26 protein-coding genes are annotated in these 26631 nt (G+C 71.0%); 13 read left to right on the top strand and 13 right to left on the bottom strand.

Features of this window, described 5'->3' with window-relative positions:
- The first annotated feature begins 608 nt into the window (after positions 1-608).
- The 3 genes from QQM39_RS14320 to QQM39_RS14310 all read left to right on the top strand — a co-directional run bounded on the left by QQM39_RS14320 (position 609) and on the right by QQM39_RS14310 (position 4013).
- The gene (locus QQM39_RS14320) at positions 609-2429 is read left to right on the top strand and encodes a S1C family serine protease (protein WP_302003583.1); all 1821 of its coding nucleotides are present in this window, start codon (positions 609-611) and stop codon (positions 2427-2429) included.
- Positions 2430-2645: 216 nt separating this feature from the next.
- The gene (locus tag QQM39_RS14315) at positions 2646-3107 is read left to right on the top strand and encodes a sec-independent translocase (RefSeq protein ID WP_301997083.1); all 462 of its coding nucleotides are present in this window, start codon (positions 2646-2648) and stop codon (positions 3105-3107) included.
- 237 nt (positions 3108-3344) lie between these two features.
- Positions 3345-4013: a hypothetical protein gene (locus QQM39_RS14310; RefSeq protein WP_301997082.1), complete on the top strand. Its 669-nt coding sequence runs from the start codon at positions 3345-3347 to the stop codon at positions 4011-4013.
- Positions 4014-4102: 89 nt separating this feature from the next.
- Here QQM39_RS14310 and QQM39_RS14305 read toward each other — a convergent pair whose 3' ends face one another.
- Genes QQM39_RS14305 through QQM39_RS14295 form a run of 3 tightly spaced genes read right to left on the bottom strand, consistent with a single transcriptional unit; the run spans position 4103 to position 7161 of the window.
- On the bottom strand, positions 4103-5236 hold the full coding sequence (locus tag QQM39_RS14305; protein WP_301997081.1) for an Mrp/NBP35 family ATP-binding protein: 1134 nt from the start codon (positions 5234-5236) through the stop codon (positions 4103-4105).
- A gap of 43 nt (positions 5237-5279) precedes the next feature.
- Positions 5280-5876 carry a DUF1003 domain-containing protein gene (locus QQM39_RS14300; RefSeq protein WP_301997080.1) on the bottom strand — a complete coding sequence of 199 codons (597 nt, stop codon included), beginning with the start codon at positions 5874-5876 and terminating at the stop codon, positions 5280-5282.
- Positions 5866-7161, bottom strand: a complete 1296-nt coding sequence (locus tag QQM39_RS14295) for a CBS domain-containing protein (protein WP_301997079.1) — start codon at positions 7159-7161, stop codon at positions 5866-5868. Before QQM39_RS14295 ends, QQM39_RS14300 begins: the two co-directional genes overlap by 11 nt.
- A gap of 233 nt (positions 7162-7394) precedes the next feature.
- Here QQM39_RS14295 and QQM39_RS14290 point away from each other — a divergent pair, with 233 nt between their 5' ends.
- The gene (locus tag QQM39_RS14290) at positions 7395-8150 is read left to right on the top strand and encodes a hypothetical protein (RefSeq protein ID WP_301997078.1); all 756 of its coding nucleotides are present in this window, start codon (positions 7395-7397) and stop codon (positions 8148-8150) included.
- A 4-nt stretch (positions 8151-8154) separates the two neighbouring features.
- Here the strand turns inward: QQM39_RS14290 and QQM39_RS14285 are convergent, their stop codons facing one another.
- Positions 8155-8667, bottom strand: a complete 513-nt coding sequence (locus tag QQM39_RS14285) for a hypothetical protein (protein ID WP_301997077.1) — start codon at positions 8665-8667, stop codon at positions 8155-8157.
- A gap of 32 nt (positions 8668-8699) precedes the next feature.
- Positions 8700-9815, bottom strand: a complete 1116-nt coding sequence (locus tag QQM39_RS14280; protein ID WP_301997076.1) for a magnesium and cobalt transport protein CorA — start codon at positions 9813-9815, stop codon at positions 8700-8702.
- 507 nt (positions 9816-10322) lie between these two features.
- Here QQM39_RS14280 and QQM39_RS14275 point away from each other — a divergent pair.
- Positions 10323-10907 carry a suppressor of fused domain protein gene (locus tag QQM39_RS14275; protein ID WP_301997075.1) on the top strand — a complete coding sequence of 195 codons (585 nt, stop codon included), beginning with the start codon at positions 10323-10325 and terminating at the stop codon, positions 10905-10907.
- 41 nt (positions 10908-10948) lie between these two features.
- Here QQM39_RS14275 and QQM39_RS14270 read toward each other — a convergent pair whose 3' ends face one another.
- The gene (locus QQM39_RS14270; protein WP_301997074.1) at positions 10949-12163 is read right to left on the bottom strand and encodes an MFS transporter; all 1215 of its coding nucleotides are present in this window, start codon (positions 12161-12163) and stop codon (positions 10949-10951) included.
- A 118-nt stretch (positions 12164-12281) separates the two neighbouring features.
- On the opposite strand from QQM39_RS14270, the gene QQM39_RS14265 reads away from it, so the two are divergent.
- The 3 genes from QQM39_RS14265 (at position 12282) to QQM39_RS14255 (ending at position 14771) form a co-directional block, all read left to right on the top strand.
- The gene (locus QQM39_RS14265) at positions 12282-12923 is read left to right on the top strand and encodes a DUF6758 family protein (protein WP_301997073.1); all 642 of its coding nucleotides are present in this window, start codon (positions 12282-12284) and stop codon (positions 12921-12923) included.
- A gap of 216 nt (positions 12924-13139) precedes the next feature.
- The gene (locus tag QQM39_RS14260) at positions 13140-13997 is read left to right on the top strand and encodes a PHP domain-containing protein (protein ID WP_301997072.1); all 858 of its coding nucleotides are present in this window, start codon (positions 13140-13142) and stop codon (positions 13995-13997) included.
- 168 nt (positions 13998-14165) lie between these two features.
- Positions 14166-14771: a MarC family protein gene (locus QQM39_RS14255; protein WP_301997071.1), complete on the top strand. Its 606-nt coding sequence runs from the start codon at positions 14166-14168 to the stop codon at positions 14769-14771.
- Positions 14772-14850: 79 nt separating this feature from the next.
- Here the strand turns inward: QQM39_RS14255 and QQM39_RS14250 are convergent, their stop codons facing one another.
- Positions 14851-15003, bottom strand: coding sequence for a hypothetical protein (locus QQM39_RS14250; protein ID WP_093906763.1), 153 nt, complete (start codon positions 15001-15003; stop codon positions 14851-14853).
- 217 nt (positions 15004-15220) lie between these two features.
- On the opposite strand from QQM39_RS14250, the gene QQM39_RS14245 reads away from it, so the two are divergent.
- Positions 15221-16114 carry an NYN domain-containing protein gene (locus QQM39_RS14245; protein WP_301997070.1) on the top strand — a complete coding sequence of 298 codons (894 nt, stop codon included), beginning with the start codon at positions 15221-15223 and terminating at the stop codon, positions 16112-16114.
- Here the strand turns inward: QQM39_RS14245 and QQM39_RS14240 are convergent.
- Together QQM39_RS14240 and QQM39_RS14235 are read right to left on the bottom strand one after the other, a co-directional pair.
- Complete coding sequence (locus tag QQM39_RS14240) at positions 16111-17016, bottom strand: alpha/beta fold hydrolase (RefSeq protein WP_301997069.1); 906 nt, start codon at positions 17014-17016, stop codon at positions 16111-16113. The genes QQM39_RS14245 and QQM39_RS14240 overlap by 4 nt on opposite strands.
- Before the next feature lie 125 nt (positions 17017-17141).
- Positions 17142-19886, bottom strand: coding sequence for a DEAD/DEAH box helicase (locus QQM39_RS14235; RefSeq protein WP_301997068.1), 2745 nt, complete (start codon positions 19884-19886; stop codon positions 17142-17144).
- Between the two features lie 311 nt (positions 19887-20197).
- Here QQM39_RS14235 and QQM39_RS14230 point away from each other — a divergent pair, with 311 nt between their 5' ends.
- On the top strand, positions 20198-20953 hold the full coding sequence (locus QQM39_RS14230; protein WP_301997067.1) for a ferritin-like fold-containing protein: 756 nt from the start codon (positions 20198-20200) through the stop codon (positions 20951-20953).
- Positions 20954-21204: 251 nt separating this feature from the next.
- On the opposite strand, the gene QQM39_RS14225 is transcribed toward QQM39_RS14230, so the two are convergent.
- The 4 genes from QQM39_RS14225 to QQM39_RS14210 all read right to left on the bottom strand — a co-directional run bounded on the left by QQM39_RS14225 (position 21205) and on the right by QQM39_RS14210 (position 23183).
- Entirely contained in the window at positions 21205-21474 is a 270-nt protein-coding gene (locus tag QQM39_RS14225; RefSeq protein WP_301997066.1) for a hypothetical protein, read from the bottom strand.
- Positions 21475-21703: 229 nt separating this feature from the next.
- The gene (locus tag QQM39_RS14220; RefSeq protein WP_062711803.1) at positions 21704-21931 is read right to left on the bottom strand and encodes a DUF3107 domain-containing protein; all 228 of its coding nucleotides are present in this window, start codon (positions 21929-21931) and stop codon (positions 21704-21706) included.
- A 151-nt stretch (positions 21932-22082) separates the two neighbouring features.
- On the bottom strand, positions 22083-22724 hold the full coding sequence (locus tag QQM39_RS14215) for a TetR/AcrR family transcriptional regulator (RefSeq protein WP_301997065.1): 642 nt from the start codon (positions 22722-22724) through the stop codon (positions 22083-22085).
- 234 nt (positions 22725-22958) lie between these two features.
- Positions 22959-23183, bottom strand: a complete 225-nt coding sequence (locus QQM39_RS14210; protein ID WP_301997064.1) for a hypothetical protein — start codon at positions 23181-23183, stop codon at positions 22959-22961.
- Positions 23184-23470: 287 nt separating this feature from the next.
- Between QQM39_RS14210 and QQM39_RS14205 the strand changes: the two genes are divergently transcribed.
- The 3 genes from QQM39_RS14205 to QQM39_RS46180 are packed head-to-tail and all read left to right on the top strand — an operon-like array spanning position 23471 to position 26531.
- On the top strand, positions 23471-24631 hold the full coding sequence (locus QQM39_RS14205) for an alpha/beta fold hydrolase (protein WP_301997063.1): 1161 nt from the start codon (positions 23471-23473) through the stop codon (positions 24629-24631).
- 8 nt (positions 24632-24639) lie between these two features.
- A complete protein-coding gene (locus QQM39_RS14200) occupies positions 24640-26382 on the top strand; it encodes a DUF3152 domain-containing protein (protein ID WP_301997062.1) in 1743 nt (580 codons plus the stop codon).
- Between the two features lie 56 nt (positions 26383-26438).
- Entirely contained in the window at positions 26439-26531 is a 93-nt protein-coding gene (locus QQM39_RS46180) for an Ms4533A family Cys-rich leader peptide (RefSeq protein ID WP_367668922.1), read from the top strand.
- The last annotated feature ends 100 nt before the right edge of the window (positions 26532-26631 follow it).

Genomic DNA, 26631 nt, shown 5'->3' with positions numbered 1-26631 from the left:
CCCGGCCACAGGGCCCTTCGGCCCCGGCGGAGGACGCGGAGCCGACGCCGGACGAGATGAGCGGGACGCTGCCGGGAACATCGAACGCCACCGAGCACACGGCACCTGCCGGCACCGGTGATCCCGGCCATGGCGGCGACACGAACGCCGACGGCGACTTCGAACTGGCCCTGCCCGCCGCCCGCACATCCGACGCCGCGGCTTCGACTGAGGGCGACTTCGAGCTTCCTCGCCCTGCCTTGAACGGCGGTGGTGGTGTGGCTTCGGCGGAGGGTGACTTCGAGCTTGGCCAGCCTGCTGTGAACGGCAGCGGTGGCGACGTGACCTCCGCTGACGGTGACTTCGAGCTGGCGCGGCCGGGTGGGGTGGCCGCGTCGGTACCGTCCGCGGGTGACGCTGCCGTGGTCGCGGGGGGTGCCGGTGACGCCAGTGCTGCAGCCGCGGGGGCTGCCGATGACGCCGGTGCCGCAGCGGTGAGGGCTGCCGCCGACGCAAGTACTGGGGGCGCGGAGTCCGCCGGTCGTGCGGTCACTGTCCCTGCGGTGTCCCCCGAGGGTGCGGTCACTGTCCCTGCGGTGTCCCCCGAGGGTGCGATCACCGTCCCCGCGGTGCCCGCCGACGGCGCCGCCGCTGTCGCAGGGCCCGTCGACGAACGCCCCAAGCCCCTCCACGCCCCCGACCCCTACAGCACCCCGCCCTACGGCGAGCCCGGACCCTGGGCGCCCGCTCCGCCGGTACAGCACCCGGCCACCACGCCGGCGCACGGGACGGCCGTACCGATGCCGGCACCACCGACGCACAGCCTTCCGGCACCCGTGCCCGGTCTTCCGGCCCCGACGCAGCCCACGCAGGCCGCAGCGCACAGCACGCCCGTGCCGTCGGCAGCCGCGGCCCCGGCAGCCGGCGTACCCGCTCCGGTACCGAATCCGGCCCCGGGTGCTCCTGCCCCGGCGCCGACACATGGCATTCCCGCGCAGGCGGCGCCCCCGGCGCCCGGCGTGCCCACCCAAGCAGCGTCCCTTGGAACCGGCGTGCCCACGCCTCCGGCCCCTGGCCCCGGCGCCTCCGCCCCGGTGGCCCCGACGGCCGCCATCCCCGCCCGGGCAACCTCGGCCCCCGCCCAGGCAACCCCCGACCCCGCCTACGCCGACGCCCCACCCCCCACCAACCCCTGGCAGAACTACGACCCCTGGGCCCACCCGACCCACCCCGCCCAATCCACCCCTCCCACCCACCCCAGTCATCCCACCCAGCCCCTCCACCCCTCCGCCCCCCTCCAACAGACCGGCGCCGCCGTCGCCACCGAGGGGCAGCGGCGTAAGCGGGCGAAGAAGGTGGTCCTCGTCGGGGCCCTGATGATCGCGCTCGTGTCCGGTGGTGTCGGCGGTGCCGTGGGGGCGTATCTCGAGCGCAACGGTGGCGTCGGGGACGTGGAGCTGCCGCAGGCCGGGGACGAGCCGACCGGGCGGGCGCCGGACAGCGTCGCCGGGATCGCCGCGCGCGCCCTGCCCAGCGTCGTGACGCTGCATGTGAGCGGGGGCGATGAGCAGGGCACCGGTACCGGGTTCGTGCTCGACGACCGTGGTCACATCCTCACCAACAACCACGTCGTCGAACCCGCGGGGGACGCCGGCGAGATATCGGTGACCTTCCACAGCGGGGACACCGCCAAGGCCACCGTCGTCGGACGCGACAGCGGCTATGACCTCGCCGTCGTCAAGGTCACCGGTGTCAGCGGCCTGAAGCCCTTGCCGCTCGGCAACTCCGACAACGTCCAGGTCGGCGACCCCGTCGTCGCCATCGGCGCCCCGTTCGACCTGGCCGGCACCGTCACCTCCGGCATCATCAGCGCCAAGGAACGGCCCATCACGGCCGGCGGCGAGAGCGGCGACGGGAGCGATGTGTCGTACGTCGACGCTCTGCAGACCGACGCGCCCATCAACCCCGGCAACTCCGGTGGCCCTCTCCTCGACGCCCGCGCCCGCGTCATCGGCATCAACTCCGCCATCCGCTCCGCCGACACCGGCTCCGACCTGGACAGCGGCCAGTCCGGCTCGATCGGCCTCGGCTTCGCCATACCGGTCAACCAGGCCAAGCGCGTCGCCGAGGAGCTGATCAACACCGGCAGGGCGACCCACCCGGTCATCGGCGTCACCCTCGACATGGACTACAGCGGCGACGGCGCCCGCGTCGGCACGAAGGGCGGTGACGGCGGCTCCGCGGTCTCCGAGGGCGGCCCCGGTGACAGGGCCGGCATCAAGTCGGGCGACGTCATCACCGAGGTCGACGGCCAGCGCGTCCACTCCGGCGAGGAACTCATCGTCAAGACCCGCGCCCACCGCCCCGGCGACCGGCTCGAACTGACCCTGGAGCGCAGCGGCAAGGAGATCAGGATCTCGCTGACACTCGGCTCGTCGGGCGGGGACTGAGACTCAGATAAACCTCACAGCGCGGCCCGTATGACCACCCCGAACGGGCCCTGACAAGGCAAACAACCCGGAAAACCGCACGTTCATCGCATTCGGAGGCCTCGGGACAGTACCGGTCGTAGCGGATCGCCGGGTACCTTGGATCCGGCCCGGACCACGGAAGACCCGCCAAGACCGCCGAGGGCCGAGGACCGAGGACATCGCAAGGAGCTTCAGGTGTTCAATGACATAGGACCGCTCGAGCTGGTGACGCTCATCGTCCTCGCCGTGCTCGTCTTCGGTCCGGACAAGCTCCCGAAGCTCATCCAGGACGCCACGCGGACGATCCGCAAGATCCGCGAGTTCTCGGAGAGCGCCAAGCAGGACATCCGTGAGGAGCTGGGCCCGGAGTTCAAGGACTTCGAGTTCGAGGACCTCAACCCCAAGACGTTCATCCGCAAGCAGCTGGACAACGACGAACTGGGGCTGAAGGAGATCCGCAACGGCTTCGACCTGAAGAAGGAGATGGCCGAGGTCACCGACGCGGTGCACAGCCGTGACTCGGAGTCGTCCGGGTCCTCCTCGTCGTCATCGTCGTCGTCCTCCACCTCGGGTTCCTCCGGCGGCAGCATCGACATGACGAAGAAGCCCGAGAACCCCCGCGACGAGCGCCCGCCCTACGACGCGGACGCGACCTGAGCCGTACGAAAGCCGTACGAACACAGGGGCGGAACACCACTCATACGTGACGCTTCTCATACCCTGCGCGGGTCGCACACGGCCTGAACGCGCTCCCTGCGCGCCTCGCGCGCCGGGCGCTTTCCATACTGCTCGGAGTGGTGTGGTTATGCTGCCGAGTTGTTGTGCGGACCGGACGAGTACGCCCGAAGGGGGGCGGGCCGGTTGGTCCGGCGAGAGCTAGGAGGCGTCCGGGCAATGGAGACGACGAGTCAGACGACGAGTCGGGCAGTCGCGCAGACGCCGGCCGCGGAGAGCGGACAGCAGGTCCCCTCCGCCCGGCGCACGGTCGACGGCTACCTGTTGGCGCCCTTCCCGTGGTACGGCCTGGACGAGGCCTTCACGGGGCCGCGCTGGCTGATGCAGGTCGGCATGTCGGCCGACGGGGCCGTGGAACACGGGTCGATCGGGCACGGCGACGAGCCCTCCGTACGGAACGAGGCGACGGAGGACAAGGACAGGTTCGCGGTGGTGGTGACCGTCGCGGCGAATCCGTCCCGCAGGAGCGCCGACGGTACGGGCCTGCTGGAGGCCACGACGGTGTCCTCGGCGGCGTGGCTCGCGGGGGTGGGGCTGCTGTCGTTCACCTGGCCCGGGCAGATGGACCACTCGCTGCGCGACGACTGGCTGGAGCAGCAGACGGAGACCGCGTGGGCGCTGGCCGACGATCTTGACGGGTCGGAGTGGTCGACGCTCTCCCTGCCGGTGGACGGCGTGCCCACGCCCTTCCACTACCGGGAGTCCGAGTTCGGCTGGGTGCTGGCCGGCTCGACTCAGGAGGGGGTGCACGTGGGGGCGTACGGGAGAGGCCTGAGCGCGTACGGGCTGGGCTTCGCGATGATCAAGGACATCTCCGCGTACGCCTAGGTGTCGTCCCGCACAAGGACAGAGTTACGACGATGGGGCGCCGCCCGGTGGGACGGCGCCCCATCGTCGTAGGGGAAGTCGTACGGGAATCAGAACTTGTTGCGCGGTGTGATCCCCAGCGACATGCCCGACAGGCCCCGCTGCCGTCCGCCCAGCTTCCCCGCGATCGCCCGCAGGGCTGAGCCCGCCGGGGAGTCCGGGTCCGTCAGGACCACCGGCTTGCCCTCGTCGCCGCCCTCGCGGAGGCGGACGTCGATGGGGATGCTGCCGAGGACCGGGACGTTCGTACCCGTCGTGCGCGTGAGGCCGTCGGCGACGACCTGGCCGCCGCCCGTGCCGAAGACGTCGACCATCTCGTCGCAGTGCGGGCAGGGCAGGCCGGACATGTTCTCGACCACGCCGACGATCTTCTGGTGGGTCTGGACGGCGATGGAGCCCGCCCGCTCGGCCACTTCCGCGGCCGCCTGCTGCGGGGTCGTGACGACCAGGATCTCGGCGTTCGGGACCAGCTGGGCCACGGAGATCGCGATGTCGCCCGTGCCCGGCGGGAGGTCCAGGAGCAGCACGTCCAAGTCGCCCCAGTACACGTCCGCCAGGAACTGCTGCAGCGCCCTGTGCAGCATCGGGCCGCGCCAGACGACCGGGGCGTTGCCCGGCGTGAACATGCCGATGGAGATGACCTTCACGCCGTTCGCGGACGGCGGCATGATCATGTTCTCGACCTGGGTCGGACGCCCGTCGGCGCCCAGCATGCGCGGCACGCTGTGGCCGTAGATGTCGGCGTCGACGACGCCCACCTTCAGGCCGTCGGCCGCCATCGCCGCCGCCAGGTTCACCGTCACCGACGACTTGCCGACGCCGCCCTTGCCGGAGGCGACCGCGTACACGCGGGTCAGCGAGCCCGGCTTGGCGAAGGGGACCTCGCGCTCGGCGGTGCCGCCGCGCAGGGCGTTCGCCAGCTCCTTGCGCTGCTCGTCGCTCATCACGTCGAGCGTGACGTCGACGCGGGTGACGCCCTCGACCCCGGAGACCGCGTCCGTCACACGCTGCGTGATCGTCTCGCGCATCGGGCAGCCGGAGACCGTCAGGTACACGGTGACCGCGACCGCTCCGTCCGCGCCGATCTGCACCGACTTGACCATCCCGAGCTCCGTGATGGGTCGGTTGATCTCCGGGTCGTTCACCGTCGCCAGTGCTTCGCGCACCGCGTCTTCCGTAGCCATAAGGACGATGGTACGGCGCGGCGGCCATGCCCCGGAAAGCCCGTCAGCGGTCGTCTACGTCACGTCCCGGCGACCGATCTGCCGGGAATACCCCGTGCTCGCGGTGACCGTTGCCCCGATCCTCCAGCTCTTTCATCACGTCCTGCAGCTCCGAGCGCATCCAGTCGCGGGTGGCCACCTCGCCGAGTCCGATCCTGAGCGCGGCGATCTCCCTGGTCAGGTACTCGGTGTCGGCGATCGACCGCTCGTTCTGCTTGCGGTCCTGTTCGAGGTTGACCCGGTCGCGGTCGTCCTGCCGGTTCTGCGCGAGCAGGATCAGCGGGGCGGCGTAGGAGGCCTGCAGGGACAGGACCAGGGTCAGGAAGATGAACGGGTATTCGTCCCAGCGCAGGTCGCTCGGTGCGGCGATGTTCCACAGCACCCACACGACGATCACGACCGTCATCCAGACGAGGAACCGCCCGGTGCCGATGAAGCGGGCGATGCGCTCCGAGAACCGTCCGAAGGCATCCGGGTCCCACTCGGGCAGGATGCGGCGGCGTGGCGGGCGGGGTTGGTCGAGGCGCGGGCGGGGCGCCCGGGTGGTCGCGGTGGCGCCCGATGCCACGCGCTCGCGTGTGCCCTCCCGCTCAGGAGCCATGGGCCGCCACCTCCTCGCCCGTGTCCTCGTCCAGGTGGAACTCCGTCTCCCGCCAGTCCTCGGGCAGCATGTGGTCCAGCACGTCGTCCACGGTCACCGCGCCCAGCAGCGACCCGGACTCGTCGACGACGGGCGCCGCGACCATGTCGTACGTCGCGAAGAAGCCGGCCACGACCGGCAGCGCGGCGTCCGGTGCCAGGGCCTCCAGGGCCTCGTCGACGAGCGAGCTGACCAGGGTGTACGGCGGGTCGCGCAGCAGGCGCTGGAAGTGGACCGTGCCGAGGTACTTGCCGGTGGGTGTCTCGTCGGGCGGGCGGCAGACGTAGACCTGTGCGGCGAGGGCGGGGGACAGGTCGGGGTTGCGGACGCGGGCGAGAGCGTCGGCGACGGTGGCGTCGGGGCGCAGGATGATCGGCTCCGTCGTCATCAGACCGCCGGCCGTGTGCTCCTCGTACGCCATCAGGCGGCGCATGTCGGCCGCGTCGGCGGGCTGCATCAGGCTCAGCAGCCGCTCCTGGTCGTCCTCCGGGAGCTCGCCGAGCAGGTCGGCCGCGTCGTCCGGGTCCATGGCCTCCAGGACGTCCGCGGCGCGCTCCTCCTTCAGCTTGCCGAGGATCTCGATCTGGTCGTCCTCGGGGAGCTCTTCGAGGACGTCGGCGAGACGGTCGTCGTCGAGGGCGGCGGCGACCTCGGCGCGGCGCTTGGGGGAGAGGTGGTGCAGGACGTTGGCGAGGTCGGCCGGGCGCAGCTGCTCGAAGGTGGCGAGGAGGCTCTCGGCGCCCTGTCCCTTCTCCTCCGCGGAGAAGCCGGTCACGGCGGACCACTCGACGGTCAGCGACTCGCCCTTGGCGCGCCGGAAGGTGCCGCTCTTGCCGGCCTTCCGTACGAACACCTTGTCGATCTCCCACTCCCGGCGGGCCGGCAGCTGGTGCACCGACAGATCGAGGACGGTGACCTCCTCGCCGGTCTCGACGAGGGTGACGCGCCGGTCGAGCAGCTCGCCGAAGACGAGGCGCTCGGTGGGGCGCTGCTCGAAGCGGCGGACGTTGAGCACGCCGGTGGTGATGACCTGGCCGGACTCGATGCTGGTGACGCGGGTCATGGGCAGGAAGATACGGCGCCGGGTGGAGAGTTCGACGACGAGGCCGAGCAGCCGCGGGGGGCGCCGGCCGACGCGCAGCATGACGACCAGATCGCGGACGCGGCCCACCTGGTCGCCGTTCGGGTCGAAGGCGGCGACGCCGGCGAGGTGCGAGACGAAGATCCGGGGGGCGCCGGCTGCCATGGCTGCGGCTCCTTTGTGTGCGGGGTGTGCCGTGTTGCTGTCGCTGTTCGTTCGCTGTTTCGCGTGCTGTGCCGGTTTTCCGAATTGCCCGCTCGGGTGGGCTTCAGGCTAGCCCGTCCGGATCCGATACGCCCTGGTGAGCGGTCCGGACGGACTGGCTCCGCCGGGGACCTGACCGCCCGGTACGCTGCCGTACGCCGCTCGGGTCCCATGACAGAAAGGCAGCCCCACCTGTGACTGCGATTCCCCAGGGTCGTACTCGCCGGGCCGCGCTGGTGAGCGCCGTGTGCGCCCTGGTCGTGTCGGGAACGGCACTGACGGGATGCAGCGAGGACCCCGACGAGGGCGCCAACGGGGTCGGTAAGCTGCCCGCCGCCGAGATCCAGCGCAAGACCCGCGCGGCCGCCGACGCCACCGACGCGGTGCGCCTCTCCGGGAACGTGGTGACCAGTGGGCGCACTTACGAACTCGACATGCGGCTGAAGTCCGACGGAGCGACGGGCTCGGTCACCGTGCGGGGGGCGACGTTCCAGCTGCTGCGGATCGGTGAGCAGCTGTATCTGAAGGCCGACGCCGGTTTCTGGAGCGATGCGGGCGCGCAGGGCGGCGCGGACAAGACGGACACCGCTGCCGCGGACAAGCTGAACGGCAAGTTCGTGAAGGTGCCGCAGGGCGACCCCTCGTACAAGAAGTTCAGCGGCTTCACCGACAAGGACGTCCTCCTCGACGGCCTGCTGACCCTCCACGGCACGCTGGCGACGGACGGCCACCACGAGCAGGCCGGCACCCGCACCATCCGCATCACCGGCGACTCGGGCTCCGGCGGCACCCTCGACGTCTCCCTGGAGGGCACCCCGTACCCCCTGCGCCTGACCCGGGCCGGCGGCGCGGGCACCTTGACCTTCTCGTCCTGGGGCAAGGACTTCACCCTGGAGAAGCCCGCGAAGGACGAGACGGTGGACTACGGCAGGCAGCTGCCGACGTCGTGACCGCCTACCGGCGCCGCTTCTTCTTCAGCAGCAGCCGAGGAAGGCCCGCGGGGATCGGCTGACGCGTCGTCGCCGGGGACGGCAACGGCGCCTCGGCCAGGGAGCCGTCCGGCAGCGGGGCGGTGGTGCCCGTCGGCTCCAGGCGCAGCACCCGGCACTCGCGGGCCCAGCGGGCCGGCATGGCCTCGCCGTCGGGAGCGTTGAGCCGCTTGCCCTTCAGCTCGCCGACCGTCGCCTCCCACTCCTCGGAGCCCGACACCAGCTCGACGACCTTCGCGCTCCAGGAGACCAGCCGGCCGCCCTTGTCCTTGCTGCGGACCGTCACCTCGGCCTCCGCCCCGTCGGCCAGCCCCGGCAGTGGCTGCTCGCCCGGCCCGTCGCCCACGACACACGCCGCACCCTCGTGCCACACGTGCCACAGCGCCCGGGCGGGGACACCGGGGCCCTTGACCCAGATGAGGCCGGACTTCTTCGTGGCCTCCTCGACGAGGGCCTGGTCGAGCAGCTCGCTTGTCATGGCCCAAGACTATCCAGCGGTCCCCGGCCCGGTCAGAGCCATCCGTTCCGCTTCAGCGTGCGGTGGATGCCCAGACAGATGGCCACCGTGATGCTCATGATCACCGGGTAGCCGTACTTCCAGTGCAGCTCGGGCATGTGCTTGAAGTTCATCCCGTACACACCGCACACCATCGTCGGTACGGCGATGATCGCGGCCCACGAGGTGATCTTCCGCATGTCCTCGTTCTGCGCCACGGACGCCTGCGCGAGGTTGGCCTGGAGGATGGAGTTGAGGAGTTCGTCGAAGCCGATGACCTGCTCCTGCACCCGGGCGAGGTGGTCGGCGACGTCCCGGAAGTACTTCTGGATGTCCGGGTCGATCAGCCGCATCGGCCGCTCGCTCAGCAGCTGCATGGGCCGCAGCAGGGGCGACACCGCACGCTTGAACTCCAGCACCTCACGCTTGAGTTGGTAGATCCGCCCCGCGTCCGTACCGCGCGGTGTCCCCTTGCGGCCCGGCGAGAACACCTCCGTCTCCACCTCGTCGATGTCGTCCTGCACCGCGTCGGCGACGGCGACGTACCCGTCGACGACATGGTCGGCGATCGCGTGCAGCACGGCCGACGGCCCCTTGGCGAGCAGCTCGGGGTCGTCCTGCAGCCGGTGCCGCAGCGCCCGCAGCGAGCCCTGGCCGCCGTGCCGGACGGTGATGAAGAAGTCCCGCCCGGTGAAGCACATGACCTCGCCGGTCTCGACGATCTCGCTGTTGGCGGTGAGTTCGTCGTGCTCGACGTAGTGGATGGTCTTGAAGACGGTGAACAGGGAGTCGTCGTACCGCTCCAGCTTCGGGCGCTGGTGGGCCTGCACCGCGTCCTCCACGGCCAGTGGGTGCAGCCCGAACTCGCCGGCGATACCGGAGAATTCGGCCTCGGTCGGCTCGTGCAGGCCGATCCACACGAAGCCCCCGTCACGCCGCACCTGACGCATCGCCTCGTGCGGGGTCAGCGGCTTCGGGCTCTCCACGCGGGCGCCGTTGCGGTAGACGGCGCAGTCGACGACGGCGGAGGGCGTCGCCGGGTCGCGGGTGGTGTCGTACGCGCCGGTGTCCTTGCGCAGGGAGATACGGGACGGGCGGACCACGGCACGCAGGTCGCGGATCATCGACATGGGCAGGCTCCTTCGCAACGGGCAACGAAGCGCGGAGGGCCGCCGGACGGGTGGAACTGCCCGGAATGGGGACGTCCTGACCTCAGGATGTTTGGCACGTCCACAAAGCGGGGAGCACCGCACCGTCGCGGTGGCGGGCTTCGTTGCTGATTCAGATCAGACAGATCAGGCAAAGCGAAACGAAGTGCTCTTCCGTGTGAGGACGCGAGCGTGAAAGGGCGGCGGTCAGCCGGAGCGGAACAGCCGAATCAGCTACATCAGCGGCGGGAAGAGCGAGTGGTACTGCACGGTCGACTTCGATCCATGACAGCCCCACCTCCTCCGGCCGGTCCCTCGTGAGGGACGTTCCATACCCCGTTCGGGGTTCCCCGTAGGGGAGTCAAACTTGGCGTCGGGACTCGATCGCGACGCTTCTGCGTGCTGCCCCGAACACCGGGCAAGAGTATCAGCCGACTGAAGTGTCAAGGCGCTGCTTTGCCCGGTACTGACGAGTTCTATGCTCGCCGCATGGCTGATGTTCTTCCTCTGGTCGAGGCCCGGTTGCGCACCGCGCTGGGCGAACCGGACGCGCGCGCGGCGGTCACCTTCCTCGGTACGGACCGCATCGAGGTGCTCCGTTTCCAGGAGGGCGACATCGTCCGCTACGCCACGCTCGGCATGGCCGCGCAGCCCATGAGCGACCCCACCGCGGTGCTCGCCGACCCGGTCAAGGGCCCGCGCGCCGAGCTGATCCTCTCCGTCCGTTCCGGCCAAGCCGACACCGACAAGGTGCTCCGCCCGCTCGCCGTGCTCGCCGCGTCCCCGCAGGTGGAGGGCGTGATCGTGGCCCCCGGCGCTTCCCTGGACGTCGGCGAGCCGCTGTGGCCCGGCGCCCCGTTCACCTCGGTCCTGGTCGCCGAGCCGGGCGGCCTGGTGGAGGACCTGGAACTCGACGAGCCCGCCGACCCCGTGTGCTTCCTGCCGCTGCTCCCCATGACCCCGAACGAGGCCGCCTGGAAGCGCGTGCACGGCGCCCAGGCCCTCCAGGAGCGCTGGCTGACGAACGGGACGGACCTTCGCGACCCCGTCCGCACGTCCGTCCCGCTGGAGTGACCGTGGCGTGAGGAACCTCACCAACCGGTGGCTGAAAAGCGTCAGTTGGCGAACACGGTGACGCTGTCCTCGACCGCGTGCTTGGTCTCCAGTTCCTCGGCATCGTGCGCGAGCGCCCCGCGCCGTACGACGACCACGAGCGCGCCCGCGACCGCCGTGACCGCCGCCACCACGAACGGGACGTGGATGCTGCCGGTCCACTCCTCGATCCGCGGTGCGAAGAAGGGCGCGGCCGCCGCCGCGAACCAGCGCACGAAGTTGTAGCCCGCGCTCGCCACGGGGCGAGGCGCGTGGGAGACGCCGAGTGCCAGCTCCGTATAGACGGTGTTGTTCACGCCGATGAACGCGCCGGACAGGACCGTGCAGACGACGGCGGTGGTGTGGCCGCCGTAGCCGAGGACCAGTACGTCCACGGCGAGCAGCACCAGCGAGCCGCCGAGCACCTTCAGCGAACCGAACCGCTCCTGCAGGCGCGGCGCCACGACCACCGAGAACACGGCGAGCAGCACACCCCACGCGAAGAACACCGCACCCGACCGGTACGGGCTCATGTCCAGTACGAACGGTGTGAAGGCCAGCACGGTGAAGAACGTGTAGTTGTAGAAGAACGCCGAGACCGCCGCGGACGCGAGGCCGCCGTGACCGAGCGCCTTGAGCGGGTCCAGCAGCGAGGTCTTGCGGGCCGGCTTCGGCTGCTCCTTCAGGAACACCGCGATGCACAGGAAGCCGACAGCCATCAGGAAGGCCGTACCGAAGAACGGGTAGCGCCAGCTGGCGTCCCCGAGCAGCGCGCCCAGCAGGGGCCCGCACGCCATGCCGAGGCCGAGGGCGGACTCGTACAGCCGGATCGCCGCCGCGCTGCCGCCGGCCGCCGCGCCGACTATTACGGCGAGGGCCGTGGAGACGAAGAGCGCGTTGCCGAGCCCCCAGCCCGCCCGGAACCCGACCAGTTCGCCGACCGATCCGGACGTGCCCGCGAGCCCGGCGAAGACGACCACGAACGCGAGGCCGAGCAGCAGGGTCTTGCGGCCGCCGATCCGGCTGGAGACGAAGCCGGTGACCAGCATCGCCACGGCGGTGATGAGGAAGTACGAGGTGAAGAGCAGGGAGACCTGTCCGGCCGTGGCGTTCAGGCCGCTCGCGATGGACGGCAGGATCGGGTCGACCAGTCCGATGCCCATGAAGGCGACGACGGACGCACCGGCGGTCGCCCACACGGCCTTCGGCTGACGCAGAAAGATAGATGGCATGTACATATATTAAGTTAGACATGCTAACGATGCAAAGGCGGATCCGCCTCCTTCGTGAACCGGTTCCGTCCGGACGGGTGATCGTCCTTGACGTGACGCACGAGGGGTAGGACCGTGGGGCCCTATGAGGGGCGAACCCAGTTGCCCGAAGTGTGGTGGCCGGGTCAGGGCTCCCGGACTCTTCGCCGACACCTGGCAGTGCGATGTGCACGGCACCGTGCATCCGGTGCAGCCCGTGATCCCGCCCAGCGTCGAGGCCCTCGGAGTTGTGGTGCACCGCACGCAGGTGCCGGTGTGGATGCCGTGGCCGCTGCCGATCGGCTGGCTGTTCACGGGTGTCGCCAGTGCGGGCGACGACCGCAGTGGCGGCCGCGCGACCGCCGTGGCCTGCTCCGGACCCGGCCCGCTCGGCGGCATGGGCGAGCTGATCCTGGTCGCCGAGGAACTCGGCGTCGGCCTCGGCGCGCGCTACGCGGGCATGGACGGACCGGACCCGGGGCCGCACATGAACGTCGAGAAGCCGCCCCAGGCCAAGGTTCTGGCCGCCGGCCGCCCGACGCCGCTGTGGCATGTCTCCGGCACCCCCGAGGACCGCGCCGTCTTCGCGGGGGAGGCGCTCGGGATGTGGCTGTGGGCGGTCGTGTGGCCCGAGCAGTCCGGGTTGTTGATGTACGACGAGCTGGTGCTGACGGACCTGCGGGACGCGGGGGCCGAGGTGGAGCTGGTGCCCTGTGGGGCGTTGTCGCCGCGCTTGCTTGAACCGTAGCGCCTACGGGGGTGGGGTGCCCCTGTCGAGGGGCGGGTGCGGGTCGTCTGTGGCTGGTCGCGCCCCCGCGGGCGGAGCCGCATATCGATACAGCCCCGCGCCCCTAGGGGTGCCTGTGTAAGGGGCGTATTGCTGTGCGGGTGTGACCGGGGTCGTTGAAAATCTGGTTATCCTTGAGCGGCCCCTTCCGTCCCGTTGCCGTCTGGAGTTCGCGTCGTGCGTATCGATCTGCACACCCACTCCACCGCCTCCGACGGCACGGACACCCCAGCCGAGCTCGTGCGCAATGCCGCGGCGGCCGGACTGGACGTCGTGGCACTCACCGATCACGACACCACCCGCGGGTACGCCGAGGCGATCGCCGCGCTGCCGCCGGGGCTCAGCCTCGTCACCGGCGCCGAGCTGTCCTGCCGTATCGACGGCATCAGCATGCACATGCTGGCCTACCTCTTCGACCCCGAGGAGCCGGCGCTGCTCGCCGAGCGGGAGCTGGTGCGCGACGACCGGGTGCCCCGGGCCCAGGGCATGGTCGCCAAGCTCAACGAGCTGGGCGTTCCCGTCACCTGGGAGCAGGTGCTGCGGATCGCCGGTGACGGCTCGGTCGGCCGGCCGCATGTCGCCACCGCGCTGGTCGAGCTCGGGGTCGTACCGACCGTGGGGGACGCCTTCACGCAGGACTGGCTGGCCGACGGCGGGCGGGCCTTCGTGGAGAAGCACGAGACCGACCCGTTCGAGGCGATCCGGCTGATCAAGGACGCGGGGGGCGTCGCCGTCTTCGCGCATCCGGCGGCGAGCAAGCGGGGGCGTACGGTGCCGGAGTCCGCGATCGCCGATATGGCCGCGGCCGGGCTCGACGGCATCGAGGTCGACCACATGGACCACGATCCCGACACGCGCGCGCGGCTGCGCGGGCTCGCGAAGGAGCTCGGGCTGCTGACGACCGGGTCCAGCGACTACCACGGCAGCCGCAAGACGTGTGTGCTCGGCGAGTACACGACGGATCCCGAGGTGTACGGCGAGATCACGCGACGGGCGACCGGGGCGTTTCCCGTCCCGGGGGCCGGCGGGGTCTAGGTCGGCCGCCTTCACGTTCGTTTCGAGGCACCCGGCGCTGTCGGCTGTGCCCACCCGTTCCGCCCTGCGGAACGTTTGCCCACAGCGGTAGCGGCACAGCGGCCGTAGCCCAGCTCAGCCCAGTCCTGCCCACCGCTCGTTTCCTCCACTTCGCAAGGCCCATCACCCATGTTCGACCTCGCCGTCTTCGGCTCCCTGTTCCTGACCCTCTTCGTCATCATGGATCCCCCCGGGATCACCCCGATCTTCCTCGCGCTCACCGCCGGTCGGCCGGCCAAGGTGCAGAAGCGGATGGCCTTCCAGGCCGTCTGTGTGGCGGGCGGTGTGATCACGGTGTTCGGGCTCCTCGGCCACCAGATCCTCAACTACCTGCACGTCTCCGTCCCCGCGCTGATGATCGCGGGCGGGCTGCTGCTCCTGCTGATCGCGCTCGACCTGCTCACCGGCAAGACCGACGAGCCCAAGCAGACCAAGGACGTCAACGTCGCCCTCGTCCCGCTGGGCATGCCGCTGCTGGCCGGGCCGGGTGCGATCGTGTCGGTCATCCTCGCCGTGCAGAAGGCCGACGGCGTCGGCATGCGGGTGTCGGTGTGGACGGCGATCCTCGCCATCCATGTCGTGCTGTGGCTCGTGATGCGGTACTCGCTGCTGATCATCCGGGTCATCAAGGACGGCGGCGTGGTCCTGGTGACGCGGCTCGCGGGCATGATGCTGTCGGCGATCGCCGTGCAGCAGATCATCAACGGCGTCACGCAGGTGATCCAGGGCGCCTGAGCCCGACGTATGCGCGAAGCCCCCGTACGGCCTGAGTGCCGTACGGGGGCTTCGAAGCTTCTGCGGTGATCCGCGTCTGTTATGAGGCCGTGGTCTCGGCCGGTCGGATCCAAAGCCGCTGACCGATTGCCGCGGCCTGCTGAACGATCCGGTTGACGGAGGCGGCGTCTACGACGGTGCTGTCCACGGGCGTGCCGTCGACCTCGTCGAGTCGCATGATTTCGAAGCGCATGGCTTCTCCCTTCGTCTGGTCATCCTCCTGAGGAGAACTACTGGGTTCACACTTGGTTACACACGTATGCAACGGCTTGCGTGTTACAAACATTCCCTACGCTAAGGAAATTTTTCGAACGGCTAACTACTGACCGGTAAGTGGCTGGTGAGAGATCGCCGGGGGACTGACCGGGACCGGTTGTGTTCGCAGCGTGACCGCCAGGACAATGGAGGCGATGAACGACGACCTCGCGGCACTCGCCGCCCGCATCGACCACACCAACGAGCTGCTGCAACGCATGCTCGCCGAGGTGGCGAAGACGCCCTCGACCCATGCGATCTTCGTCGACGCGGGCTATCTCTACGCCGCCGCGGGACGGCTCGTCGCCGGCACGGAGGACCGTCGCGCCTTCGACGTGGACGCCGAAGGACTGATCGAGGCGCTCATCGACCGGGCACGCACGATCTTCGCGGACAGCAGGCTGCTGCGGGTCTACTGGTACGACGGTGCGCGGCGCCGTATCCACACGGCGGAGCAGCAGTCCATCGCCGAGCTCCCCGATGTGAAGGTGCGGCTGGGGAACCTCAACGCCAACAACCAGCAAAAGGGCGTCGACTCACTGATCAGGACCGACCTGGAGTCCCTGGCCAGACACCGCGCCGTCAGCGACGCGGCACTCCTCGGCGGGGACGAGGACCTGGTGTCGGCGGTCGAGGCGGCGCAGGGGTACGGGGCGCGGGTGCACCTGTGGGGCATCGAGGCGCCGGAAGGCCGCAACCAGGCCGAGCCCCTGCTCTGGGAGGTCGACAGCCAGCGCACCCTCGACCTCGACTTCTTCAAGCCGTACGTCTCTCGGCGCACGGCCGCCGCGTACGAGGTGGCGGGGGCCCGGCCGACGCGGGAGGACGTCCGGTTCGTCGGCGCGCAGATCGCCGCGAAGTGGCTCGCGGCGCGCGGGCGGGAGTCGCTCGTGGAACTACTGCCCGGGCATCCCTATCTGCCCGGGTCCGTCGACCAGGACCTGCTGGTGGAGGCGGAGGGGCTGCTGCAGTACTCGCTGCGCGGGCAGGCGGATCTGCGGCGGGCGCTGCGGGACGGGTTCTGGGAGCACCTGCAGGCGCAGTATTAGGCCTCTGTCGGGCGTGCGCCGGCGCCGTCGACGCTGTTCCAGAAGTCGGCCACGGCCTCGGCGGTGCGCAGGGGCTGGTCGGCGTTGGGGGAGTGCTCGGCGCCGGGGATGATCGTCCGGCGGGCGTTCAGCCGTGCGGCCATGTCGTCCAGGACCGGGACCGGCCACGTGTCGTCGCTGGCACCCGACAGGACGTGGAACGGGAGCGGTACGGCGGCCAGTTCGTCGACGCGGTCCGGTTCCGTGCACAACTGACGTCCCGTCGCGAGGAGTTGCGCGGGCTTCGTGCCGAGCCAACGGCGGCGCAGCAACTCCTGGCCACCGATGCCGCGCGCCGGCCCGCCGACCTCCTCGGGCGGCCCCATGGCGCGGATCGCCTCCCAGGTCTCGGCCATGGTCATCACCGCGAGCGCGTCCCGCAACAGCTTCACGCGCTGCTGCTGGGAGTCGGAGATCTGGGCGGGGCCCGACGCCATGAGGGTGAGTGAGCGGAACGGAGAGTGGTCGAGGAGGACGGCCGCGCGGGCGATCTGGCCGCCGAGGGAGTGGCCGAAGAGGTGGAGGGGGGTGTCGAGGGTGCCTCCCAGGGCTGCCGCCTGGGCGAGGACGTCCCGGGCCAACTCGCCCTGTGCGTACGCGGATTCGTCCTGCTCGGGCCCGTCCGACTCGTGCTGTCCGCGACCGTCGACGGCGACCGTACGGTAGCCGCGCGCCGCGAGCGGCTCGTGCATCAGCGTGAAGTCCTCCTTGCTGCCGGTGAATCCGGGGAGCAGCAGGGCCACACCTCGGGACTCGACGCCAGGGGCAGCGGGGGAGTCGACGACGGCGAAGGTCCCGCGGGAGGTGTCGAGGGGGTAGGCGCGGGCGTTCGGGGGCGGCGTGAAGGCGGGTTGGGTGGTCACGGGGGGAGGGTAGCCGGTGCGCCGCCGGAGCCCTACCTGGTGGTGGCTGGGTCCTGCGCAAGGCGGCCCGGGTACGCCGACGGCCCGGCCCCGCGTGAGGCGGGACCGGGCCGTCGTGCGGGAGATCAGCTCTCCGCGGGCTCCGTGGCGGCCGTGGCCTTACGGGTACGGCGCACCTTGGGCTTCGCCTCGGCCGTGGCGTCGGCCGCCTCCACGGTCGCCGCGGCCTTGCGGGTACGGCGACGGGGCGCGGGCGCCTCCGTGGCCGTCGGCTCCTGCGTGGCCTGGGCCGGGATGTCGGCGGCCAGGGTGGCGGACGCCGCGGTCTTGCGGGTGCGGCGTGCCTTGGGCTTGGCCTCGGTGGCCTCGGCCGTGTCGACGGCCGTCTCGGCGGCAGCGGCCGTCGCCTTGCGGGTGCGCCGCGGCTTGGCCTCGGCGGCCTCCGGCTCCGCGACGGTCGCGGCGGCCTTGCGCGTACGGCGCGGCTTCGCCTCCGTGCCCTCGGCCGTGTCCACGGCGGCTTCGGCCGTGGCCGTGGCCTTGCGGGTGCGGCGAGCCTTGGGCTTGGCCTCCGCGGCCTCGGCCGTGTCGACGGCAGCCTCTGCGGCCGTGGCCGTGGCCTTGCGGGTGCGCTTGGGCTTCGCCTCGGCGGCCTCCGGCTCCCCGGCAGGCTGCGCCGGGATGTCGGCGGCCAGGGTGGCGGACGCCGCGGTCTTGCGGGTGCGGCGCGTCTTGGGCTTGGCCTCGGTGGCCTCGGCCGTGTCGACGGCCGTCTCGGCGGCGGTCGTTGCCTTACGGGTCGTCCGGCGGCGCGGCTTGGACTCCGCCGCCTCCGGGGTCTCCTGTGCGGCCTCGGTGGTGTCCTCGGCCGTGTCGACGGCCGTTTCGGCGGCGGTCGTTGCCTTGCGGGTGCGGCGGCGGGGCTTGGTGGCGGGAGCCTCCTCGGGCTCCGAGACCTGCTCAGCCGCAGGAGCCGTAGCGGGCTCGGACGCCTGCACGGCCTCCGTGACCTTCGCGGGCTCCGAGACCGTCGTGGCCTCCGCCTCCGGCGTCGTCGCCGCCTCGGCCGAAGTCGCCTTCGGCTCCGCCGACTTGCGCGTCCGGCGGCGGCGCGGCTTCGCCGCGGCCTCCTCGGAGGCGTCCAGGGACGGGCCCTCCGCCGTCGCGACGGCCGCCTCAGCGGCCTCCGCGGGCTCGGGCGCCGAGGAAGGGGCCGTCACGGCAGCGGCCGGCTCCGAGGACGCCCCGCCGCGGGTGCGGCGACGGCGGCGCGGGGTGCGAGGCGCGGTCACGGACTCCGCCGCGGTGGCCTCGACGGTCTCGTCCGCCGTCGCGGGACCGGCGGCCGGTGCCGGCGTCTCGTCCAGCGATGCTCCGCCGCGCGTACGGCGGCGGCGACGCGGCGTGCGCGCCGAGCGCTCGCGGTCCGACGAGGGCGAGGACGCGGACGAGCGGGACTCGTCCCGGCCGCCCCGGCCACCGCGACCGCGTCCACCGCGTCCGCCGGTCTCGCCGAGGTCCTCCAGCTCCTCCGCCGCCAGCCCGGCGCGCTTACGCTCCGCGCGGGGCAGGACGCCCTTGGTGCCCGCGGGGATGTTCAGTTCCTCGAAGAGGTGCGGGGACGTGGAGTACGTCTCCGGCGGGTCGTTGAAGTTGAGCTCCAGCGCCTTGTTGATCAGCTGCCAGCGCGGGATGTCGTCCCAGTCGACGAGGGTGATCGCGATGCCCTTGGCGCCCGCGCGGCCGGTGCGGCCGATGCGGTGCAGGTACGTCTTCTCCTCTTCCGGCGACTGGTAGTTGATGACGTGCGTCACGCCCTCGACGTCGATGCCGCGCGCGGCGACGTCGGTGCAGACGAGGACGTCCACCTTGCCGTTGCGGAAAGCGCGCAGGGCCTGCTCGCGGGCGCCCTGGCCGAGGTCGCCGTGGACCGCGCCGGCGGCGAAACCGCGCTGCTGGAGCTGGTCGGCGAGGTCGGCCGCGGTGCGCTTCGTACGGCAGAAGACCATGGCCAGTCCCCGGCCGTCGGCCTGCAGTATGCGCGCGACCATCTCCGGCTTGTCCATGTTGTGCGCGCGGTAGACGAACTGCGCGGTGTTCGCGACCGTCGCGCCCTCGTCGTCCGGCGCGGTGGCGCGGATGTGGGTGGGCTGCGACATGTAGCGGCGCGCGAGGCCGATGACCGCGCCCGGCATGGTCGCCGAGAACAGCATGGTCTGGCGGCGGGCCGGCAGCATGTTGATGATCTTCTCGACGTCGGGCAGGAAGCCCAGGTCGAGCATCTCGTCGGCCTCGTCGAGGACGAGCGCCTTGATGTGCTTGAGGTCGAGCTTCTTCTGGCCCGCGAGGTCCAGCAGTCGGCCCGGGGTGCCGACGATGACGTCGACGCCCTTCTTGAGGGCCTCGACCTGGGGCTCGTAGGCCCGGCCGCCGTAGATGGCGAGGACGCGTACGTTGCGCACCTTGCCCGCGGTCAGCAGGTCGTTGGTGACCTGCGTGCACAGCTCGCGCGTGGGGACGACGACGAGCGCCTGCGGGGCGTCGGTGAGGGCCTCGGGCTTGGCGCGCCCGGCCTCCACGTCGGCGGGGACGGTGACGCGCTCCAGGAGCGGGAGACCGAAGCCCAGCGTCTTGCCGGTACCGGTCTTGGCCTGGCCGATGACGTCCGTGCCGGAGAGGGCGACGGGGAGGGTCATCTCCTGGATGGGGAAGGGGGTGACGATGCCGACGGCCTCAAGGGCCTCGGCGGTCTCGGGAAGGATTCCGAGCTCTCGGAAAGTCGTAGTCAGGGTGCTGCCTCTTCTGTGTACGCGGTGCGAGGCGAGCGCGGGGGTTCTTGACGGACCGTGCCGGGGGACGTCGGCTGCCATACGGTCGGGCCGTAAGGCACGGGACCACTGCCGACGCTCTAGCGCTCGTACCGCTGAGGGTGTCCCCCTCCGGGCTCCGTACGCAGAGTGCCGTACGGCCGTGGAGGGCTGTCGGGTCGGAGCCGATCGGGCCACCGACCGGGCATCCTCATAACGTGCGGCCCGTCGAGATACGTCTGAGTACTCAGCGGGCGCATTACCACCATACCCCGGAAACGCGCACATGCGATGGCCGAATTGGTCACGTAGTCGGCGTCACAGTCATTGACCAGGGACTTCCCCGACGCGGTGAGCGGGCTATTGTGCGCTTCATGACGACGCCTGACAACACCCCTGACGCCCCCGACACCGCTGACTCCACCGTCGAACACACCGGGGTCGCCGCCCAGGACTGGGCGCAGGCCTCCGCCGATCCGCAGTACCGGGCCGCTGTCGTGGATCTGCTGGGCGCGCTGGCGTACGGGGAGCTGGCGGCGTTCGAGCGGCTGGCGGAGGACGCCAAGCTGGCGCCGACGCTGGCGGACAAGGCGGAGCTGGCGAAGATGGCGTCGGCGGAGTTCCACCACTACGAGAAGCTGCGGGACCGGCTGACCGAGATCGGGGCCGAGCCGACGGAGTCCATGGAGCCGTTCGTCGCGGCGCTGGACGGGTTCCACAAGCAGACGGCGCCTTCTGACTGGCTGGAAGGGCTTGTCAAGGCGTACGTCGGTGACTCGATCGCCAGTGACTTCTACCGGGAGGTCGCGGCTCGGCTCGACTCGGACACGCGGGGGCTGGTGCTGGCCGTGCTCGACGACACCGGGCATGCGTCGTTCGCCGTGGAGAAGGTGCGGGCCGCTATCGATGCGGATCCTCGTGTGGGTGGGCGGCTTGCGTTGTGGGCTCGGCGGTTGATGGGGGAGGCGTTGTCGCAGTCGCAGCGGGTGGTGGCCGACCGGGACGCGTTGTCGACGATGCTCGTGGGTGGGGTCGCGGACGGGTTCGATCTCGCGGAGGTCGGGCGGATGTTCTCGCGGATCACTGAGGCGCACACCAAGCGGATGGCTGCGCTGGGGTTGGCCGCGTAGGTTTTTCGCCCCCGCCGCCCCTACCCGTCCCATCCCCAGGGGCGCTGCCCTTCGACCCCGCCAGGGGGCTCCGCCCCCTGGACCCCCGTCGGCCTGAACGGCCTCGTCCTCAAACGCCGGACGGGCTGAAATGCCTGGGCCGGCGTTGAGAGGTGAAGCCCCCTGTGGGTGGTTGGGGCCCGGGGGGCGGTGAGGAGGCGAGCGCCCTGCGGGTGAGGGGCGTCAGGGATTTGGCGGCCGGTCCTCTGGGTTTACGCGGTCGCCGAGTGGCGGTGGAGTCTTCCCGCGGGGCGTACCAGCAGGGAGAGGGAGGCGGTGGAGACCGCGGCCGCGCCGATGAGGATCAGGAAGAGGTTGCCGAAGTCCAGCGCGGTGTGCGTGATGAAGGCGCCGAAGAGGGCGCCGGCGACACCCGTCGGCAGGACCAGGGAACGGGCCGGGAGACGGTGCGGCAGGCGGTGGGCGGCAGCCCATGCCAGGGCCAGGCCGAGGATCGCGGAGCTGAGCGCTTCCAAGAGCATGTGTTGGGGTCCCTCCCACATGGCCGGCCTGCTCGAAACGGTCGTAGCCCGTCATACCCCTGACCTGCGGAATGCAATCCTCCCCTGTGGTTGGTCTGTGCTCCATCCGTGGAGAAACTCGTCCGTGGAGAAACTCGTCCGTGGAGAAATCTCATGTGTGGGGAACGGGAGGGGCCCGGCGAGCGTAGTCGTCGGGCCCCTCCCGTCACGCCTGTCCGGCGGCGCCTTCCTACAGCGCGCCGAAGCCCACCTTGCGCGGGGCCGGCTCACCGAGCTCCACGTACGCGAGGCGGTCGGCCGGGACCAGGACCTTGCGGCCGTGCTCGTCCACGAGGGTCAGCAGCTGTGACTTCCCGGCCAGTGCCTCGGACACGGCCCGCTCGACCTCCTCGGCACTCTGACCGCTCTCCAGAACGATCTCGCGGGGCGCGTGCTGCACGCCGATCTTGACCTCCACGGCTATGTCCCTCCGACGGTCAGTGAAGTGCGCGATCTTCCGCGCCGTACCCAGCACACATTAGCCCGGTGAGGGGACGTACACCCTCCGCCCGAGAACGCCAGGAGCGAACAGCGGACGGGAACAAACGCCCCGCACACGCGCGTGCGTGTCAGTGGTGCTCCGTGCCGTGCAGCGGGAAGCCCGCGATGCCGCGCCACGCAAGGGACGTCAGCAGCTGCACCGCCTGGTCGCGCGGAACGCTGCGGTCGCTGTGCAGCCAGGAGCGGGCCACGACCTGGGCGAGGCCGCCGAGGCCGGAGGCGAGCAGCATCGACTCCGCGCGCGAGAGGCCGGTGTCCTCGGCGATGACGTCGCAGATCGCCTCGGCGCACTCGTTGGTGACCTTGTCGACGCGCTGGCGCACGGCCGGTTCGTTCGTCAGGTCCGACTCGAAGACCAGACGGAAGGCGCCGCCGTCGTCCTCGACGTACGCGAAGTACGCGTCCATCGTCGCCCGCACGCGCTGCTTGTTGTCGGTCGTCGACGCCAGCGCGTTCCGTACGGCCTGGATCAGGGACTCGCAGTGCTGGTCCAGCAGGGCGAGGTACAGGTCGAGCTTGCCCGGGAAGTGCTGGTAGAGCACCGGCTTGCTGACGCCGGCACGCTCGGCGATGTCGTCCATCGCGGCAGCGTGGTAGCCCTGCGCGACGAAGACCTCCTGGGCGGCGCCCAAGAGCTGGTTCCGTCGGGCACGGCGCGGCAGGCGAGTGCCCCGCGGGCGTGCCGCCTCTGTCTGCTCGATGGCTGTCACGCCGCCTCCCAATGTCGTCCACATGCGGTGTGCGCCGCGCCGCCATCGTACTTTTCGGTAACCCTGCTGTGCGCGGTGCGAGCGCAGAATTTCACGGACCGGACGGTGACGAAAGTCGTGCAGAAGGTTTGAAACCGGTCCGGAACGGGCAACAAATAGCCTCATTCCTGCTCAGTGGCGCTCTCTTCCGCGCTTTTTCGCGTCCGGTCGCACCTTCGCCGACCGCACCTTCGTTCACCGATAGTCGTCCTCGTCGATGGAGACGACGCGCGCCTGTTCGGCCAGATCGGCCTCGCTGGCCCGGTCCTGGTCCTCGCCGGTCACCGGATCGTCGCGGTCGGGCCGGACCTCGGCGTGCTGCTCGGCCGCGTCGGCCGCGGGGGCCTCGACGTCGAACTCCTGGGCTTCCTCGGTGTCGTCGTTCACGAATGTCTCGGGATCGGTGGGATCGACGGTCATGGCGGGCTCCCTTCCTTGAACGTCCCCGTGGGGCACAACGTCCCTGGGTAGCAGGGGTCCATATGCGGGTGCCCTGCGTATGAGCCTAGGAGACACAAGTTCCGGACGCTATGCGATCCGCGGGGGACCTGCGGGCGATGCGGGTGGGTTTTGCGGGCGGGTTTCAGGCCTGGCGGGCAGGGCCGTACGACTGCCGTGTGCGGGTGCCACGTACGTGTGCCATGTACGTGTCGACTTGTGACGGCGAACACATGAACCAGGGCGTGATCGTCTCGTAACATTGCCGCATGTCTTCGACCGAACTCCCGTCCGCGCCGGCGACTGCCAATGTGCTGCCCAAGGTGGCGACCGTCAGGGTCGCGGAGGGGGAGAGGCTTCGATCGGTCGGGCTGCCGGGGATCACGCTGACGGTGCGTTCGAGACCACCCGCGCGCGAGGGGCTGCCGCCCGCGCTGTACGTCCACGGACTCGGCGGTTCCTCGCAGAACTGGTCGGCGCTGATGGAGCAGCTCGAAGGCGAGGTCGACGGCGAGGCCGTCGACCTGCCGGGCTTCGGCGACTCTCCCCCACCGGATGACGGCGACTACTCGATCACCGCGCACGCACGCGCGGTGATTCGTTATCTCGACGCCTCCGGCCGCGGCCCCGTACACCTCTTCGGCAACTCGCTCGGCGGCGCGGTCACCACGCGCGTCGCAGCGGTACGTCCCGACCTGGTCCGTACGCTCACTCTCGTGTCACCTGCACTGCCGGAAATCCGCGTCCAGCGCACGGCCGCGCCCACGGCACTGCTCGCGGTGCCCGGAGTGACCGCGCTCTTCACCCGGCTCACCAGGGGCTGGACGGCGGAGCAGCGGGTCCGCGGCGTGATGCAACTCTGTTACGGCGCCCCCGAGCGGGTGACTCCGGAGGGATTCCGCAACGCCGTCGAGGAGATGGAACGGCGGCTGCAACTGCCGTACTTCTGGGACGCGATGACCCGCTCCGCGCGCGGGCTCGTCAACGCCTACACGCTGGGCGGCCAGCACGCGCTGTGGCGCCAGGCCGAACGGGTGCTGGCGCCGACGCTGCTCATCTACGGCGGCCGCGACCAGCTCGTGGGCTACCGCATGCGTCGGCGGGCAGCGCGCGCCTTCCGCGACTCCCGCCTGCTGAGCCTGCCGGAGGCCGGGCACGTGGCGATGATGGAGTACCCGGAGGTGGTCGCCCGGGCGGTCCGTGAACTCCTCGTGGAGACGGCGGGGACGGCGGGGACGGCGGAGACGGCGTGGACGGCGGAGACGGCGGGGACCCTGGATGCGGGGAAGACGGGTGTGTCGGCCGCCGACGGGCGCACAAGGCGCGGTGAGGGTGCGGCCGGGGCCGTCGGCCGGGGCGCGGATGACGCCGGCGACAGGGCCGCCGCCGCGGGCGAGGACGAGGCCGTGACCGAGAACGCGGGGAGCTGAGGCGCGACGTGGGACGCCACAGCCGCCGCGGGTCTGCCGCCAAACGCGACACCGCGGACACCGCGGACACAACTGCACGACAGGGCTCTCGGGGAGCACAGCCGGAGACGGGCGCGGCCCAGCGGGGTCCGTCCGCGCCGGGTGCGGGATCGGGCAGGGTCCCGACGGCGAGGCAGGGTGCGGCTCCGGGCGCGGGGCAGGGCGGTTGGGTGCAGGCCGGTGGTCCTGGTGGTCCTGGCGGTGCCGGTGGTCCTGGCGGTCCGGGTGGTCCCGGTGGTGCCGGTGGTCCTGGCGGTCGCAGGGTGCCCGGTCCGCCGCCCGCTCGGCAGGGGATGCCGACGGGTGGGGCGCCGGCGTATGGAGGGCGGGCGTTCCCGGACGGCACGCCCGCGCATGGCTTTCCGAGGTTGCCCGACGGCACGCCCGCGCATGGTGTCCAGAGGCTGCCCGACGGCACCCCCGCGCATGGCTTCCCCCGGCTCCCCGACGGCACCCCCGCCCGCGGCGTTCCTCGGCTGCCGGACGGCACTCCCGCCCAGGGCGTCCCCCGCTTCGCGGGCGGCACCCCGGCCCACGGCACCCCCCAGGCCCGCGGCGGCCACCCCGAGCAGCGTGAACCGGGTGGGGGCTGGGGTGAGTTGAGGGGGCGCACCGGGGTTGCGTACGGGGTTTCCCCGGCGGTCGGCGCTCCTCCGGCGACCGGCGTTCCCCTTCCGCGACCCCGGCGGGCATCGCCGTCCGAGGGGCCCCGGCAGGACTACCTCGACGCCTTCGACGGGGACGTCGACGTCTTCGCGCCCCGTACGTCCGACGCCGCGCACCCCGCCGACCCGTACGCCTCGGTCACCGACTGGGACACCGAGGCCGGGTCCCGTGTCGGCGTCGCGAACGACGCCGACCTCGACGATGACGCCCCGCCGACCGGCGAGCCCGTGCCGGCGAAGGGCGCCAAGGGCCGGGCCTTCACCGGCATCGCGGCCGCCGCCGTCGTCACCGTGCTGGCCGTGGTCGTCGCCGGGCAGGTCGCGAAGGGGCGGGAGGGCAGCGACGTACAGTCGCAGTCCGCCGCCGATCAGGCGCGGGACGCCCGTGACTCGGCCTCGCGCAGCGACGGGCGGCCGACGCCGTCCGGGTCGCCGAGCGTGGCACCGCTGACGTACGAGCAGAAGATCGGCAAGAGGTACGCGCTCAGCGCCACGCTCAAGGGCTCGGGGAAGTTCGACGCGGTCCCGGGGATCGACAAGGCGCCCGGCACGGGGCAGAAGTTCACCTACCGCGTGGATGTGGAGCAGGGACTCGGGCTCGACGGCGAGCTCTTCGCGCAGGCGGTGCAGAAGACGCTCAACGACGACCGCAGCTGGTCCCACAACGGCGCCCGCACCTTCGAGCGCATCTACTCCGGCAAGCCCGACTTCGTGATCACGCTGGCCAGCCCCGGTACGACGGCCGACTGGTGCGCCAAGTCCGGTCTGGACACCACCGTCGACAATGTGTCGTGCGACTCCGCCGCCACCGAGCGCGTGATGATCAATGCGTACAGATGGGCGCAGGGGTCGGAGACATACGGTGATCGGATCCACGCGTACCGACAGATGCTGATCAACCACGAGGTCGGCCACCGGCTCGGCTACAGCCACGTCACCTGTGACAAGGACGGTGACCTCGCGCCGGTCATGCAGCAGCAGACCAAGTTCCTCGACCACGACGGGATCCACTGCCGGGCCAACCCCTGGGCGTATCCCGCGAGTTGACGAGTGACTCACGAGTCACATTGGCATGTGCAGCGAGTTCATACATATATCTGCGCATGTCGACCCGTCACGCCTCCTCTTGCGCCGCCATCGAGCTGGCGCTCATCGGTGTGACCGCACTGTGCGTGGCCGACGTCCACTGTCCCTGACGCCCGCCCCTCGCGTTCGCGTGGCGATCCGGCGCGGGGGCAGATGTCTGCCCATTTCCGTCTCACTTCTCGTCAAACTGTCTCGCTATTCGAGATTCAT

It is taken from the genome of Streptomyces sp. DT2A-34, assembly GCF_030499515.1.
Lineage (GTDB): Bacteria > Actinomycetota > Actinomycetes > Streptomycetales > Streptomycetaceae > Streptomyces.
The sequence above is the reverse complement of the archived record's forward strand: the minus strand, read 5'-3'. Positions and strand labels throughout refer to the sequence as shown.